Annotated in this window: 18 protein-coding genes; 13 read left to right on the top strand and 5 right to left on the bottom strand. The window is 50.8% G+C overall.

Going from position 1 to position 15585, the window contains the following annotated elements; all coding sequences use genetic code 11:
* Window positions 1-2: 2 nt before the first annotated feature.
* From ACZ5ZV_RS13765 to ACZ5ZV_RS13755, 3 genes are read left to right on the top strand one after another with little or no spacing between them, the layout of a single operon-like run.
* A complete protein-coding gene (locus tag ACZ5ZV_RS13765; RefSeq protein ID WP_464117661.1) occupies window positions 3-428 on the top strand; it encodes a YeeE/YedE family protein in 426 nt (141 codons plus the stop codon).
* Window positions 425-853: a DUF6691 family protein gene (locus ACZ5ZV_RS13760; protein ID WP_464117660.1), complete on the top strand. Its 429-nt coding sequence runs from the start codon at window positions 425-427 to the stop codon at window positions 851-853. The genes ACZ5ZV_RS13765 and ACZ5ZV_RS13760 overlap by 4 nt, the downstream gene beginning before the upstream one ends.
* A gap of 8 nt (window positions 854-861) precedes the next feature.
* A complete protein-coding gene (locus tag ACZ5ZV_RS13755) occupies window positions 862-1662 on the top strand; it encodes a sulfite exporter TauE/SafE family protein (protein ID WP_464117658.1) in 801 nt (266 codons plus the stop codon).
* A gap of 27 nt (window positions 1663-1689) precedes the next feature.
* Here the strand turns inward: ACZ5ZV_RS13755 and ACZ5ZV_RS13750 are convergent, their stop codons facing one another.
* On the bottom strand, window positions 1690-2547 hold the full coding sequence (locus tag ACZ5ZV_RS13750; RefSeq protein WP_464117657.1) for an MBL fold metallo-hydrolase: 858 nt from the start codon (window positions 2545-2547) through the stop codon (window positions 1690-1692).
* 145 nt (window positions 2548-2692) lie between these two features.
* Between ACZ5ZV_RS13750 and acs the strand changes: the two genes are divergently transcribed.
* The 3 genes from acs to ACZ5ZV_RS13735 are packed head-to-tail and all read left to right on the top strand — an operon-like array spanning window position 2693 to window position 6245.
* A complete protein-coding gene (acs, locus tag ACZ5ZV_RS13745; protein WP_464117656.1) occupies window positions 2693-4630 on the top strand; it encodes an acetate--CoA ligase in 1938 nt (645 codons plus the stop codon).
* A gap of 13 nt (window positions 4631-4643) precedes the next feature.
* Window positions 4644-5165, top strand: a complete 522-nt coding sequence (locus ACZ5ZV_RS13740) for a DUF6580 family putative transport protein (protein ID WP_464117654.1) — start codon at window positions 4644-4646, stop codon at window positions 5163-5165.
* Window positions 5166-5186: 21 nt separating this feature from the next.
* Window positions 5187-6245, top strand: coding sequence for a tRNA dihydrouridine synthase (locus ACZ5ZV_RS13735; RefSeq protein ID WP_464117653.1), 1059 nt, complete (start codon window positions 5187-5189; stop codon window positions 6243-6245).
* A 26-nt stretch (window positions 6246-6271) separates the two neighbouring features.
* Here the strand turns inward: ACZ5ZV_RS13735 and ACZ5ZV_RS13730 are convergent, their stop codons facing one another.
* A complete protein-coding gene (locus ACZ5ZV_RS13730) occupies window positions 6272-6529 on the bottom strand; it encodes a glutaredoxin (protein WP_464117651.1) in 258 nt (85 codons plus the stop codon).
* A gap of 148 nt (window positions 6530-6677) precedes the next feature.
* Here ACZ5ZV_RS13730 and ACZ5ZV_RS13725 point away from each other — a divergent pair, with 148 nt between their 5' ends.
* From ACZ5ZV_RS13725 to ACZ5ZV_RS13715, 3 genes are all read left to right on the top strand, one after another.
* The gene (locus ACZ5ZV_RS13725; protein WP_464117649.1) at window positions 6678-7232 is read left to right on the top strand and encodes a class I SAM-dependent methyltransferase; all 555 of its coding nucleotides are present in this window, start codon (window positions 6678-6680) and stop codon (window positions 7230-7232) included.
* 164 nt (window positions 7233-7396) lie between these two features.
* Window positions 7397-8905: a hypothetical protein gene (locus ACZ5ZV_RS13720; RefSeq protein ID WP_464117647.1), complete on the top strand. Its 1509-nt coding sequence runs from the start codon at window positions 7397-7399 to the stop codon at window positions 8903-8905.
* Window positions 8871-9707: a hypothetical protein gene (locus ACZ5ZV_RS13715; protein ID WP_464117646.1), complete on the top strand. Its 837-nt coding sequence runs from the start codon at window positions 8871-8873 to the stop codon at window positions 9705-9707. The genes ACZ5ZV_RS13720 and ACZ5ZV_RS13715 overlap by 35 nt, the downstream gene beginning before the upstream one ends.
* A 150-nt stretch (window positions 9708-9857) precedes the next feature.
* On the opposite strand, the gene ACZ5ZV_RS13710 is transcribed toward ACZ5ZV_RS13715, so the two are convergent.
* From ACZ5ZV_RS13710 to ACZ5ZV_RS13700, 3 genes are all read right to left on the bottom strand, one after another.
* Window positions 9858-10808, bottom strand: a complete 951-nt coding sequence (locus ACZ5ZV_RS13710) for a tRNA dihydrouridine synthase (protein ID WP_464117645.1) — start codon at window positions 10806-10808, stop codon at window positions 9858-9860.
* 104 nt (window positions 10809-10912) lie between these two features.
* Window positions 10913-11377 carry an EVE domain-containing protein gene (locus tag ACZ5ZV_RS13705; RefSeq protein ID WP_464117644.1) on the bottom strand — a complete coding sequence of 155 codons (465 nt, stop codon included), beginning with the start codon at window positions 11375-11377 and terminating at the stop codon, window positions 10913-10915.
* A complete protein-coding gene (locus tag ACZ5ZV_RS13700) occupies window positions 11374-11769 on the bottom strand; it encodes a YchJ family protein (protein ID WP_464117643.1) in 396 nt (131 codons plus the stop codon). Before ACZ5ZV_RS13700 ends, ACZ5ZV_RS13705 begins: the two co-directional genes overlap by 4 nt.
* A gap of 137 nt (window positions 11770-11906) precedes the next feature.
* Here ACZ5ZV_RS13700 and ACZ5ZV_RS13695 point away from each other — a divergent pair, with 137 nt between their 5' ends.
* From ACZ5ZV_RS13695 to ACZ5ZV_RS13680, 4 genes are all read left to right on the top strand, one after another.
* On the top strand, window positions 11907-12674 hold the full coding sequence (locus tag ACZ5ZV_RS13695; protein ID WP_464121421.1) for an SDR family NAD(P)-dependent oxidoreductase: 768 nt from the start codon (window positions 11907-11909) through the stop codon (window positions 12672-12674).
* 2 nt (window positions 12675-12676) lie between these two features.
* A complete protein-coding gene (gene fumC, locus ACZ5ZV_RS13690) occupies window positions 12677-14095 on the top strand; it encodes a class II fumarate hydratase (RefSeq protein ID WP_464117642.1) in 1419 nt (472 codons plus the stop codon).
* A gap of 98 nt (window positions 14096-14193) precedes the next feature.
* A complete protein-coding gene (locus ACZ5ZV_RS13685) occupies window positions 14194-15126 on the top strand; it encodes a hypothetical protein (protein ID WP_464117640.1) in 933 nt (310 codons plus the stop codon).
* A 13-nt stretch (window positions 15127-15139) separates the two neighbouring features.
* Window positions 15140-15580, top strand: a complete 441-nt coding sequence (locus ACZ5ZV_RS13680) for a hypothetical protein (protein ID WP_464117639.1) — start codon at window positions 15140-15142, stop codon at window positions 15578-15580.
* Window positions 15581-15585 lie beyond the last annotated feature (5 nt).

Raw genomic sequence — 15585 nt, 5'->3', positions numbered from 1 at the left:
ATATGCAGCAGGAATGGATAAACGCACTTATTGGGGGAAGCATCATTGGGATGGCCGTTTCCTTGATGCTTTACTGGAATGGTCGTGTGACGGGCATCAGTGGCATCATCAATGGGATCTTGTCGCCGCTCAAAGGGGACACCTTGTGGCGTGTGATGTTTGTCGGTGGACTTTTCCTGGGTGGTTTGGTGATGAAATTGACTCATCCAGAGGTCTTTTCGGGACAGCTTGCCACAGCGGACTGGACGGTGGTTGCGGCCGGACTGTTGGTCGGATTTGGAACAGTGATGGGAAGTGGCTGCACCAGCGGTCACGGTGTGTGTGGAATCAGTCGCCTGTCACCAAGATCATTGGTGGCTACGCTGGCGTTCATCGCCGCGGGTATGGGTGCAGTGGCTTTGTTTAGAGCTTTGGGGGTGTTGTCATGAAAAATGCGTTTGCAGCTTTGGTCGTAGGTTTTGTCTTTGCAATTGGTCTTGGTGTTTCGGGTATGACTCAGCCTCAAAAGGTTGTGGGCTTCCTGGATCTTTTTGGTAACTGGGATCCTTCCCTGGTGTTTGTCATGATGGGCGCGATTGCCGTGCACTTTGTGACGTACCTTCTGATTCGCAGAAGATCCACACCGCTGTTGGATACCAAGTGGCACGTTCCGACAAAAACGGAGCTGACACCTGCGTTGATGGTGGGGGCCGTTTTGTTTGGTGCGGGTTGGGGTTTAGCCGGATTCTGTCCGGGACCTGCCGTGACATCACTGGCAAGTTTTGAACCGCGTGTATTCTATTTTGTCATCAGTATGCTGGTCGGGATGTATCTGTTCCGTCTGGTGGATAAAAAACTTAAGCTTCAGAAGTGAGGTTGGATATGGAAATCGTCGGCTACATAGCGTCTATCTTTATGGGGTTGAGCCTGGGCCTGATTGGCGGGGGTGGCTCCATTCTGACGGTGCCGATTTTGGTGTATCTTTTTGGTGTGGATCCGGTGCTTTCAACAGCCTATTCACTTTTCATCGTGGGCTTGACGGCCTTGGTGGGTGGCGCCTTTTACTTAAAACGCGGCGAAGTGGATCTTAAAACTGCGATGATCTTTGCTGTGCCAAGTTTCATCGGTGTTTATCTGACCCGGGCTTTCGTGATGCCCAACCTGCCGGATCCGGTCTTTTCAATTGGCGCGCACACGATTTCTAAAGCGCTCTTGATCATGGCGATCTTCGCGGTGTTGATGGTGGCTGCGTCTGTTTCCATGATGCGCTCTAAATCAAAGCCGAAAACGGCGGCAGACATGAGCCTGAAGGCAAGAATTGCCTTGATCGCGGTGGAAGGTCTGCTGGTGGGTGGTGTGACTGGATTCGTCGGAGCAGGCGGAGGCTTCTTGATCATTCCAGCCCTGGTTCTGCTGGTCGGTCTTCCCATGAAACTCGCGGTGGGGAGCTCGCTGTTTATCATTGCGGCTAAATCACTGCTGGGGTTCATAGGGGACCTGCAGCAAGGCACTCCGATTGATTGGACGCTGCTGTTAAGTGTAGCGGGCATTGCGGTTATCGGTCTTTTCATCGGTATGAAGCTGTCAAAGAGGGTTTCAGAAGCCGCACTTAAAAAAGGATTCGGAGTCTTCGTTCTCTTGATGGGAACGTTCATCCTGATCGATCAGATTCAAAAAATGTAAAACGTCCTAAAGGTTCCTGTCAGCCAATCAGCTGACAGGAATTTTCAAGTATCTTCGTCCGTTGGATTCAGGCTCTGGCAAGTGACCCGCTCGGATGTTGACCTGAATGCTGGGAAGTAAAAGTTTTGGCGCAGTTAAGGTGGCGTCACGTTCATTGCGGAACTTTAAAAACTGTTCCCGGGCTGTTTCTGCGGTCAGTTGAATGTTCTTTCTTTTTTGATCTCCAACAGTGGTTTGAAACTGAAGTTCGCGCCCTTGAGGTTGGTAGTCATGACCGACAAAGATGCGCGTGTCCTCGGGAAGTTTGTAGATCTTCTTGGTGACGGATTCATAAAGACTTTCAGCGCTGCCGCCGGGAAAATCGCAGCGACCTGTGCCCGAATCCGGCATAAAGATCGCATCCCCTGTGAAGACAGCATCCCCGATCAAATAGCACCCACATGCCGGGGTGTGACCCGGAGTCTGGAAGTATTTAATTTTCAAGGTCCCCGCAGAAAACTCCTCGTTTTCACTGAGCAGACGGTCGAAGTCCTTTCCCGTGGTGTCCAGATTCTTCATATTGAATGTTTTGCTGAAAATGCCCTGCACTTCGGTGATGCGTTCGCCGACAGCCACTTTGATATCAGGGAAGTGCTTTTTAAAAAGCTGTGAGCTGGAGATGTGATCTGCATGAGCGTGAGTCTCAAGAATATAGTGGGGGTGCAGAGCATTGCTGGAAAGAAAGTTCAAAACAGCTTCCAGTGATTTTGTCGAGAGCTGCCCCGAGGCCGCATCGAAGTCCCAGACAGGGTCAATCACGACTGCGTCTTTTGATGTCGTGTCATAGGCCACATAAGTCAGGGTTGATGTTCCTGGGTCGAAGAAGTGTTGAATCTGCAAAGCCACGCTGTGCTCCCGTCAAAAATATCCTTGGTTGTGCTTAGTATATTCAGGCTGAGATCAAAGCGGAAGTTCTTTTACTGACTTCTCTCAGCGTTAGTGTTTGACCTGATTCTCATTTGTTTTACGATAAATAGATACTGAGGTGACTATGCACAAAGAGATTTATCCCGTAAACGCTGAGGTGGCAAAGAAGGCCTGGATTAATGAGTCAAAGTACAAAGAAATGTACGAGCGCTCGGTCAAGGACAACGAAGCCTTTTGGGCAGAGCAGGCAGAGAGTCTGGACTGGATCAAAAAGTGGGACAAAGTCAAAGACGTCAGCTTTAAAAAACCTGTGCACATCAAGTGGTATCAGGGGGGGAAGCTGAATGTTTCTGCCAACTGCATCGATCGTCATTTGCAGACACGCGGGGATAAAGTCGCCTTGTTGTGGGAACCGGATAATCCTTCCGTCAAAGCCCGTTCTATCACCTACAAAGAACTGCATCGCGAGGTCTGCCGCTTTGCCAACGTCCTGAAAAAAATGGGCGTAAAAAAAGGTGATGTTGTCACCATCTACATGCCGATGATTCCTGAAACAGCCATTGCAATGCTGGCGTGCACACGGATCGGAGCGGTTCACTCTGTGGTCTTTGCCGGTTTCTCTCCGGACTCAATTTCGGATCGTATTTTGGATGGACACTGTCAGTTTGTAATCACTGGGGACGCCGGTTATCGCGGCAGCAAGGTGATTTCGCTGAAAGAAAATATTGATAAAGCTCTTTTGAAGACACCGGATGTAAAAAGTGTCCTGGTCGTAAAATATGCTGGCAATGATGTTGAAATGAAACCGGGTCGTGATCTTTGGTATCATGAGCAAGTGCAGTCCGTCAGTGATCAGTGTGAACCAGAGGCGATGGATGCGGAAGATCCGCTGTTTATTCTTTACACCTCCGGTTCGACCGGAAAGCCCAAAGGGGTGTTGCACACGACGGGTGGTTATCTGGTCTATGCCAGTGTGACTCACAAGTATGTTTTTGATTATCACGAAGATGACATCTATTGGTGTTCAGCGGACGTGGGCTGGGTCACCGGTCACAGCTATATTGTGTACGGACCTCTGGCAAACGGAGCCACCACCTTGTTTTTTGAAGGCGTGCCGAATTATCCAACCCCGTCCCGATTCTGGGAAGTGGTGGACAAACACAAGGTGACGATCTTCTATACGTCTCCGACGGCAATTCGTTCTTTGATGCGTGAGGGGGATGCGCATGTGAAATCCACATCCCGCAAGACACTTCGTTTGTTGGGCTCGGTCGGCGAACCCATCAATCCCGAAGCCTGGGCCTGGTATCATGACGTGGTCGGGGAAGGGCGCTGTCCGGTGGTGGATACCTGGTGGCAGACAGAAACCGGAGGCATCCTGATCACGCCACTTCCTGGAGCCATAGCGCAAAAGCCAGGTTCTGCGACCTTGCCCTTCTTCGGTGTTCAGCCGAAGCTTTTGACGAATGAGGGGCAGGAAATCCAAGGCCCGGGAGAGGGCGTTTTGGCGATTGCGGATTCCTGGCCAGGACAAATGCGCACGGTCTTCGGCGATCATAAGCGTTTTGAGGACACTTATTTTTCGAACTATCCCGGCTTCTATTTTACGGGAGACGGCTGTCGTCGTGATGAGGATGGATATTACTGGATCACGGGCCGCGTGGATGATGTGATCAATGTGTCTGGGCACCGACTGGGGACGGCTGAAATTGAGTCGGCTCTGGTGGCTCATCCGAAAGTGGCCGAGGCCGCAGTGGTGGGGTACCCGCACGACATCAAAGGGCAGGGGATTTATGCCTTTGTGACTTTGCGCACGGGGGAAACTCCGAGCGAAGATCTGCGCAAAGAACTGGTGCAAACGGTTCGTAAAGAGATTGGTCCCATTGCCACACCGGATTTGATTCAGTGGGCACCACGATTGCCAAAAACCCGTTCGGGCAAGATCATGCGTCGTATTTTGCGCAAGATTGCTGAAAACCACCCGGATCAACTAGGCGATATTACAACACTTTCTGAGCCAGGGGTGGTTCAAGAACTGGTGGACAATCGTATGAATAGGTGATAGCTTGCGCGTCATGAATACACGATTAATGACTTTGATCTTGATGGTTCTTGGCGCGGCTTTCAGCCGATTGATTCCTCACCCTTGGAACTTCACCGCGATTGGTGCGATGGCGTTGTTTGGCGGGGCTTACTTCCCATCCAAAAAGCAGTCTTTGTTGATTCCTTTGGCGGCTTTGTTCCTAAGTGATCTGGTGTTGGGCTTCCATAACACGATGGTCTTTGTGTATCTGGCTTTCGCGATAGTTGTAATTTTGGGTTGGAACTTGCGTGATCAAAAGGGCGCGGCGAAAATTGCCGGCCTTTCATTGGTGACCAGTTCGTTGTTCTTCCTGATCTCCAACTTTGGTGTTTGGGTGATGGGAACCATGTATGCGCCCACTCCAGCGGGATTGTTCCAATGTCTGGTGGCGGGATTGCCATTCTTTGATAATCAAATCTATGGTGATTTGTTCTTCTCGGGTTTGTTATTCGGTTCCTACGAGGCTGTCAAAAAGTGGGCTCCGGATTTTCTTGGCCAAGCGGCCGTAAAGTAATTTTGAAATCTTGAAGGGGCCATGAAGCTGGGTCTGCATCGCCCTGTTCTGGGTGGAAAAGTAAACTTCCCGTTGTGTCTGGCCCCGATGGTGGGGCTGACTCACGTGGCTTTGCGTGAGGTTATGCGGGAATATCTTCCTGCTGACGCTTATACAATCTGGCCCACAGAAATGCTGAACTCTCGTCGCGTCCCCGGCGAAAATCTTGAAACAACTCCTGAAACCATGCGCAGTCCGAATGAAAACGGACTGGTGCCGCAAATTCTTGGCAATGAAGAAGGACCCATCGCAGAAAGTGTTAAGCGCCTTATCGAGTGGGGTGCTGAAGCCATCGATATCAATATGGGTTGCCCCGTGCAAAAAGCTCTGAAGCACAATTATGGTGTGGCGTTGATGGGCGATCCGACCTACGCCGCCGAAGTGGTGCGTATGACCGTCAAAAACTCCACAGTACCGGTCAGTGTGAAGTTGCGGGCGGTGGGAAGCACCAAAGAATTCGACGAACTTTTGACGTTTGTTTCAGGCTTACGAAATTCCGGTGCGGCTTGGGTGTGTCTGCATCCGCGCACGGCCGCGCAAAAGCGTCGTGGCAGTGCGGACTGGGAACAAATCAAACAGCTTCATCGCGCCGTGGATTTCCCGGTCATTGGAAACGGCGATGTGCAAACCGTGGAAGATGCGATCCTGATGTTGCGTGAAACCGGTTGCGACATGGCGATGGCCGGCCGTGGTTTGGCGGCGCGCCCCTGGATGCTATGGCAGCTGGGGGAGGAGTTGGGTTTTGCAGCCCCGGCCGGAAAAGAAGGGCAGAAAGCTCCGCGCACTTCCGAAGAAGAAGGCGCTGAATACGGGCGTGTTTTGATTAAGTTGATCGAGCGCAGTCGTCATTACTTTGGCGAAGATCTGGCGATGAGAAAAGTGCGCTTCTATGTGCGCACCACCAGCGTGTGGCTGCCTTTTGGAAATTTCCTGGTGGGAGTTTGTGCCAAAGCACGCACAACCGATGAAATGATCCAAGGTGTGCAGAAGTTCTTCGAAGGCCCCGTGGAAATGAGCTTACGCACGGAGCTTCGTCAGTAGAAGCATTGTGAGCACCAACTGCCGCGTTATTCCGTCTTCAACAGAGGCATCAATTTGCCTTCTTCGTCCAAAGCTTTCAAATCAGTATAGCCACCGATCAGTTTGCCATCGATCATGATGATGGGGACGGTTCTCCAGCCGGTTTCGTTTTTGATTCTGTCAATTTCTTCAGGCTTGTCCGTCAAATCCACGATATCGTGGGCAATTCCTTTGTCAGTCAGGAAGTTGATTGCGCGATCGCAGTAAGGACAAGGGTTTTTCTTGTAGATTAATACTTTTGCCATGATTCATTTTGACATTGTCTGCAAGGGCAGACAAGTTCAACTAGCTATGGACTGTTTATTGTGTCACACACCTCATGTTGCGCCTTTCAGAGTGGATAAAAAGCCTGTTCACAGCTATTTCCATTGCGCAGAGTGTGATTTGATCTTTATGGAACCCTCGGAACGGCTGGGACCCGAAGAAGAAAAACAGCGCTACGATCTGCATGAAAACACGAACAATGCTGGTCATCGTGATTTCTTCTTGCCGCTGGTGCAGGGATTAGAGGAACACTTTAAAGCCGCAGGCATCAGTCCGTCGCAGTTGACCTCTTTGGATTACGGATGTGGTCCTTCGCCTGTTTTGTCCGGTCTATTATCCGAGCGTGGTTTTAAAACGCACAATTATGATTTGTATTATCATCCCAATCAGGATGAACTTCGGCGCACCTATCACCTGGTCACCAGCACCGAGGTGTGGGAGCATTTGTACGCTCCAAGACAGGAAATCGAGCGAATGTTGCGTCTTCTGAAGCCCGGGGGCCTTTTGGGAGTCATGACTTCCGCCCACCGTGGAGAAGCCGCTTTCCATGACTGGCATTATCGCCGGGATACGACACACGTCGTGTTTTTCTCAGAAAAAAGCATGGAGTGGTTTGCCAAAACCTATAAATTGCAAATAGTGAAAATGCGAAGTCCCTACTGGATTTTTCAGAAATTGTTTTAGCCTTAACGGGTGATACAAAACTTGCCGCCTCAAGATGAGAATTTTTTGATCGCCTTTTGACCAAGAGGCCATATTCCGAAAAGAAGTAAAAGGAATATGTCTTGGTTGCTCGTGTTTTAGTGTTTATCTTTGTCACGATTTTGTTTGGGCCTGTCCAGGCCTCGATGGATCTTGTCCTGCTTTCCCAGTGTTCAATCAAGGGCGAATGCAACGATCAGCAGAAAAAATTCCGCCAACAAAAGGAATGGAACTGCCAGCTTGAAGTGAAGGCTCAGAACTGTGAGCAGTTGGCCAAACAGCATCCGACCTGGGCGCCATTGATGCGCAAATGCAGCTTTCAGGCGCAGTGCCAAGAGCAGATGGATCTGGGGCGAGAACAGGCACAGGCTTGTTTGCGTGGCTATAAAAACGCGATGATTGATCTGGGTGTTTCCCTGAAGGACATGTCCGTTTCGTTGGCGGGCTTTGTTGAGGACAGTTGGGAAACATTTAAAAAGAACCGACGCGAACGGGCCGCCTTCCTAAAGGAATGTGACAAGTCCATTGCCTGCAAACGAGATCTGGTGAAAGACGATCACCGCTACCGAGACTTCACTGACGAAAAATTGGCGAAGATGCCGGCGGTGTTTTTATATACGCAAGCCCAAGACATGAAGGCCTATCAGGCCTCTTTGGATCGCATGCGCCCCAAACCCTACGTCCCGATTTCAGAAAGAGTTCGTGACGAGGTGGAACTCACCAAAGAACAGGCCTCAAAACTGAAAAGCCTGATGAGTGTCGTGGGTGATAAGATCAAAGAACAGTATCAGCGTTACTCCTGTTACAACGCCGTCGCGCGGGAAGAATTGCAATGTTATGCCATCGGAACTGTCGTGGATCCGACCTTGGTGGCGGGCTACTTTGTAAAAGGAGCCCGGGTCGCTGTGGCGGCAAGCCGTCTGAGCAAGGCCGAACGTGAAGTGCACGCGGCGACAGCCGTCGCTGCGACAGGAAGCAAGGTCACTCGTGCCGAGCTGACGGGGAAGTACCTGAGCTATTCACCCACAACGGTGGCTCAGAATGAAAAATGGATCAGCCTGGCAGAAAAGGGGACGAACTCTAAGATCACGTTCCTGGACATTGAAAACAGCCAGATGAAGACTTTGAACGACACGTTGAAGGATAAGAACCTTGTGACGGGTCTTACGAACTATCATAAAGAGATTCTGTTCAAAAAAATCGAAAAGCTTGAAGCCGCCAATCCCGGATTGGTGATTGATAAGTATTCCGATTTTAAGTCGTCGCGTTTTGCCTTTTCAGGGAAGGTGCCTGCGGATCTGGATTCTCAACTGAAGAAAATCTTTGCCGAGGCCAACAGTGAATACACGTCGAAGCTGCGCGAGTCCGGCGTCCTGAAAGCCGGTGATAAGGCTGAAACCTGGTTCCGCGGCGGAACGGGTGTGTCGGCGGATCAGGCCAATATAGCGGCTCGCTATTCGCGACAAACCAGCACCAACGACCTTCAGAGTTTCAAAAATGGCACTGTTCAAACGGCTTTGCAGGGAAGCTTGAAGTCCCTGGAAACTCAGCGCACGCAGTTGCGTTCAGAAGTTGCAAAGACCTCGATGGTTCAAGGCAACACCTTTCATCAGGATGTCTATGATATCGTCCGTAAAGGGGGGCGGGAACACTGAACAGATCAAAGCTGGCTTGAAGAACCGTTTTGGTCTTTCGGAGCTTTCCACCAGTACAGTTCAGAAGATGGAAAAGTATGTGAAGTCCGTGGACGAGTTTTCGCCGGGGATTCACGTCAGCAAGCGGGAAATTGCGCATCTGAACAAGGCGCAAAATGGTGGACTGTCGGCCGACGTGATTGGCTTGGGTTCTGCCAACTTGAAGGAAACAGCCGAGGCTTTGGCAAATTCCAAGAGCTTAAATGGTGCTTTGGAAAATGTGCGCAAGGGTGAAAAGGCGGTCACAAAAAGATTCGACGCTCAGAAAAAGTATTTCCAGGAGGTTCTAAAGGACTCGGTGGATCCTGGAAAACTCAAGTCCGTCTGCTCCGGGGATGATTGTGTGGCCGTGGCCACGAAGCCCCTGACCGAGGCTGAAAAGAAAAAGATCTTAAAGAACCTCATGGCAAATGATGAAATGGGAAGTTCCTTCCGTATGGCCTTTATCCCTGACGGGGTGAAGGTGGCCGAAGCTCGTAATGCTCTGGCCAATCATGGAGAGTCGGTGGAAAAGATTCTGCGCCAGACCCTGAGCACCAGCATGGAGCCACGACGATTGAAGGGGCTGGTGTTTGGCGTGGATATGAAAACCAAAGAGCTCAACAAGGGCCAGGTTCAGTTGCTGATCGGTGAGGCCCAGAATCTTAAACTCACCAGTGGTGAGCGCGCTCTGATTCAAAAGAAATTCGCAGAAGCCATCAAGCGCTTCAACGAAGACGCCCGCGCCAAGGGCACAGCCTCTGCCTACCAAGCCGTACCGTAAAAGGTGCCTGGTTGTTTTTTCTGGCTACGATGCATCAGGCGGCGTCCTTGCGTGCTGGGGGTGCCCTCGGTGCTAGGGGCGATGAGGTTGTTTTGTTTTTTTTGTGTGGCTGCTGCGTAGTAGCCAGAAAAAACAACCAGGCACCTTTTCCTAGAGGCAGATGGATTCTAGTTTTGATTTGAATTCGGAGGGCTTTTTTAGGACTTTGATTTCGTCAAAGACTTGTTTGGCTTCCGGGTTTTTCAAAGACAGCGCTTTGAGCCACTGTTTGGTGCGTGAAACAGCGAAGTAGTCGTTGATGTATAAGGTGCTGGCGTCAAAAAACTGTGGCAGCAGAGGGCGCGCGCGTTCCCAGCTCATTTCCTCGACGGGTTCTTGTTGCAGACTTTGTTTGATCTGGCGGAAGATGAATGGATTGGACATCACCCCGCGGCCGATCATGTAGTCTTCGCATTGGGTGACTTCCACACAGCGGTTAAAGTCACTGACGTTCCAGATTTCGCCATTGGCAATCAGTTTGATCTTGGTCTTTTCTTTGATCTTCGGAATCCAGTCCCAGTAAGCCGGTGGTTTGTAGCCATCGGTTTTCGTGCGGCAGTGAACCGTCAACCAAGTGGCATTGGCTTCTTCAACTGCCTGGGCAATTTCCAGACATTTTGTCGGGTCGTCAAAACCCAGACGGATTTTCGCGGTGACGGGAACTTCGGCGGGGACGGCCTGGCGAACTGTTTTGACGATGTCAAAAACCCGATCGCAGGACTTCAAAAGACTGGCGCCTCCATCATGGCGATTGACGGTCTTTGCCGGGCAACCAAAGTTCAGATCCACACCCAAAGCCCCCAGTTTGACAGCCCGCTGGGCATTGAGAGCCAAAGGCTCGGCCTGACCGCCAAGAAGTTGGACAAAGACCGGAGTGCCCCAGCGAGTACGGGAACCCGTTTTAAGTTCCGGGCAGTTTTTATAAAAGACGCTTTCAGGGTGCAGACGGTCGGTGACGCGCAGGAATTCAGTGACACATTGATCAATGCCACCAATCCGGGTCAGCGTATCACGCATCACCCAGTCCACCACACCTTCCATCGGAGCTAAAAACAACTTCATTTTCCTGCCTTAAGAGCATGCTGTAACATTCATTTATTCGCGAAGCGAGGAGGAAGTCGTACTTATTGTACGGCGACGACGCAGCGACAAAGAAGAAATGAATTTTACGGCGTGCTACCGCCCATTTTTTTCACGATATCGAAGTGCTTTTTATCAACAGGCTGAATAGAAAGGCGAGAACCTTTTTGCAGAACCAGCATTTCAGAAAGCTTTTCATTGTCGCGCAGGTCCTGAAGACTGACGAAGTTCTTAAAGTGCGCCACGTATTCGACCTGAACACAGTACCAGATGGGTTTATCCTTGGTGGCTTTTGGGTCAAAGTATTCGGACTTTTTATCGAATTGTTCCTGATCCGGCTCCGCCAGCTTGGAAATCCGAGCCAACCCCGCAACTCCGGGGGGCGTGGCATTGGAGTGATAGAACAAAACCGCATCACCCACTTGCATGTCTTTCATCATGAAATTGCGCGCCTGATAGTTGCGCACGCCATTCCACCAGGTGGTTTTGTCTTTTTTTAGCTGATCCAAAGAAAAAACGTCAGGCTCTGACTTCATCAACCAGTACTTCATTTGGTTTTTTCCCCTTTGATTTTACCGGACTTAAAGAACCATTCGCCAGCCTGTTTGCGGAACGTGCTGACTTCGTGATGGATGTACTCTTCATCATCGATGCTGTAATAGGCTTTAAATTCAACAAGGCCCTTGGTGCCTTTTTCTTCGGCGCTGACGATTTCCAGCTTTAGAAACTTGGCACGCTCTGCCCATTCTTTATTGGCCTCATCGTCGATCAGATCCAAAGTCTGAGGATCGGTCGTATCACGAAGATACTGCATTTGATTTTTCGCAAAAGCAGAATAGCGCGAACGCATCAGTGCTTCCGCCGTTGGGGCCAAAGCCTCACCTGAATGATAAACACCACAGCACACAGAATAATTTTTTTCAGAACCACAAGGACATTTCATAGTCCGCGAAACTATCAGAATTTCCCCCTCAGAGGTACGCCGGAACTTTTGCTAAGGCGCCGCGTCGCGCGGGGTTGTGAAAACCATGTGGCATACCCAAGGACCTCACTGCCTGCTATCGTCGGGGGGTGAGGTGAATTATGACAAAATGGGCACTTATTACCGGGGCAACTTCGGGCATTGGCTGGGCCTCGGCTCACTCTTTGGCAGAGCAGGGGTTTTCTATTCTGGCGACCGGGCGTCGCTACGAAAAATTGCAAGAGCTGCAAAAGGCATTAAAGATCGCATTTCCCGCAGTACAGGTGAAGCTGGCCAGTTTCGATGTTTCAGATCGTTTTGAAGTCAGTGAATTCATGAAGGCGCATGCGGCGGACCTGCCTCAGGTCGAAATTCTGGTGAACAACGCCGGTCTTGCCTGCGGAGTCGAAAAAATGCAGGAAGCGTCATTAGATGACTGGGAAACCATGATCGACACCAACGTTAAAGGGTTGCTTTTCATGACCCGCGGAGTGGTGGAACACATGGTGAAAAAGAACTCGGGCCATATTATAAACTTAGGCTCGGTCGCGGGCCGCTGGACCTATCCGGGCGGGGGCGTGTACTGCGCCACCAAATTTGCGGTGCGTGCTTTATCGGAGGGACTTCGTATGGATTTGCTCGGCACCAGAATTCGGGTGACGAATATTGAACCGGGCATGGTGAACACGGAATTTTCTGTGGTGAGACTGAAAGATCAGGCCAAAGCCGACAAGGTCTACGAAGGCATGACGCCATTGATGGCCAAGGACATTGCAGAAACCATCGCGTGGTGTGCGGCGCGGCCGGCCCATGTGAACATTCAGGAACTTGTGATTTATCCCACCGATCAGGCCCATGTCGGCCAGGTCGCTCGCAAAGGAGTTTAGGTATGTCAGGCAGCGGATTTAGAATTGAAAAAGACACCATGGGTGAGGTGCAGGTTCCCGCAGACAAGTTCTGGGGGGCTCAGACTCAAAGATCCACGCAGAATTTCCGTATCGGCGGGGATCGCTTTCCGCGGGAAATGATCCGAGCTCTGGGGATCTTGAAGAAATCAGCTGCTTTGACCAATCAAAAACTGGGGATCTTAGATACAAAAAAAGCCGACCTGATCGTGAAGGCTGCTGACGAAGTGATTCAGGGGAAGCTGGATGCTCATTTCCCGCTGGTGGTGTGGCAGACGGGGTCTGGCACGCAGACGAACATGAATGCCAACGAAGTTATCGCCAATCGGGCGATGGATATGATGGGTGTGAAACTTCCCAGCAAGGAAGTGCATCCCAATGATGACGTCAATAAAGGTCAGTCTTCCAACGACACCTTCCCCACAGCCATGCACATTGCCGTGGGCGAGCAGATTCATCATCGCCTGTTGCCGATGCTTGAAAAACTGCATAAAGCCCTGGAACACAAACAAAAAGAGTTCCAAAGCATTGTTAAAATCGGTCGCACGCATTTGATGGATGCAACACCTTTGACCTTGGGGCAGGAGTTCTCTGGCTATGCCACGCAACTAAAGCACACCATTCAGAGGGTAAAGAACACTTTGCCTCATCTGTACGAATTGGCATTGGGTGGCACCGCTGTGGGGACGGGGCTGAACACACATCCGAAGTTTGCCGTGGAAGCGGCGGCAGAGATCGCCAAAGAAACGGGAATTCCCTTTGTCTCGGCGGAAAATAAATTTGAAGCTTTGGCCTCGCATGATGCGTTGGTGGAGGTCAGTGGTGCGCTGAACTCCGCTGCCGTGTCTTTGATGAAGGTCGCCAATGACATTCGTCTTTTGGGCTCGGGCCCTCGTTGCGGCATCGGGGAGCTGCATTTGCCAGAAAATGAACCGGGAAGCTCCATCATGCCGGGGAAGGTCAATCCGACGCAAAGTGAAGCCATGACGATGGTCTGTGCCCAGGTGATGGGAAATCACGTGGCAGTCAGCATCGGTGGGGCGACCGGGCACTTTGAGCTGAATGTCTTTAAACCTTTGATTGTGTTTAATGTGCTCAACTCGATTCGACTGCTCGCAGACGCCTGCGAGTCCTTCACCGATCACTGCGTTTCTGGCATTGAAGCCAACCATAAACAAATTCAGAAGCACTTGGAGCAGTCTTTAATGCTGGTAACAGCTCTGAATCCTCACATTGGCTACGACAATGCCGCCAAGATTGCCAAAACTGCCCATAAAAACGGCACAACACTGCGCGAAGAAGCCATCAATCTTGGACTCCTTTCTGGCGAAGAGTTTGATAACATAGTAAAACCAGAAAGCATGGTCGGCTCGGCCCCGCCGGCAGAGCTGGAGCGCCGGTAGGTATCGGCGGCAGCCGACAGAGCTGAAGCTCGGCCCCGCCGGCAGAGCTGGAGCGCCGGTAGGCGCGCAAGCTGAAGCAACTTAAGAACTGGAGAGATATGAACCCACTATTGGCCAAAGCGAACTGGATGAATCAGGATGACATCAGACCTTACGTCTTTGTACGTCCGGAAAATCAGATCGCTCAACCGGGGTCGGTGCATCGTCTGAACTGGTTTACTCAGGCTCCGGTCATCAAGAACCCTCTGGACGTCAAAGAACTCGCCTTTGCTGACCGTATTTACTCCCTGGAAGAGCGTGCTTTCGGGCCCTCGAACATGGCCATGCCGCGTTGGGTTTTTTACGACTGTGCGGTGATGCCGGGGTTCGTGGCGGGTTTTGCCGCTCGTCCATCGGCACTTTCCAAGGCGGCGCGTGAGGCGCTGGACCCTAAGAAGTTCCCAGCGTCGTTGTCGCCCATTAAAACCTCTGGCGTCTTGAAAGAGGTGGAATCCCTGGATGACATGGACTGGATTCCGTTGTCGTTGTTTATCATCATCCCGACCATGCACAAGGGCGAGTGGGTGGCCCACAACCTGTGCTCTATAAACTCCCTGTTGCCAAAGGAAGAACAGTTTTATGGTCTAGGTTTCCTGTCCAAGGCCTTCGGGCTTTGGTACGCGAACGTGGAGCAATGCTCCGGAATGACTCAGTGGGGAAGTCCGGCTTTGAAGCTGCACTCGCATTATGGCCATTTAGAAGTAATTGGGGCTTACGCTCCGGTGCATTCTCATGCTAAAACTATTACTTACCGTGTACAGGTAAACACTCAGTGCTGGGAAAAGTTCTTCAATAAGGAACCGGACCTGGCGTTCTTGGAAAACTACGGACCGACCGGCACCTTTATCGATCCGAAGAAGGAAGAGAGCATGTTGAGCTTCCAGCAGCGCATTGAGCGCAACGAAGGGCCGTTCTATCTCAGCGCCGGAGAGATCGCCCAGAAGAAGCTTGATGAACAGTTGATGATTTACAGTTTGAAACAACAATACTAGATAGGAAGAAACCATGTCGATGAATACCCTGCCACCCGTCGCGAAATCCTTTTTTGCGTTCTGTAAAAAATGTGATGCTGATAGATACCACGTTGTTTTGGCTCACACTTCAGCGACTTCCGCAAAAATCAAATGCGAAATCTGTGGCTCTCAAAAGACGTATTCTCTTCCTAAAGCTCAGACGAAGACAGGCAAGCCATTGACTGGTGCCGCTGCGAAAAAGCGCGAGCAGACAATGAGTTCACGTAAATCCAGCCACCGCAACGAATACGAAATGCTGATGGCGAATGAAAACGCAGCCACCGCGACTTACAATATGAAGGGCAAGTTCGAAAAGAACACCAAGCTTCAACATCCTAAGTTCGGTATGGGTTTCATCAAGGATGCATTGACTGATAAAATTGAAGTTGTGTTTGAAGACGAAGTTCGTACTTTGATCCACAATCGTCAGTAGTTTTT

The organism is Bdellovibrio sp. HAGR004 (assembly GCF_055397015.1).
This window is presented reverse-complemented; position numbering and strand designations above follow the sequence as displayed.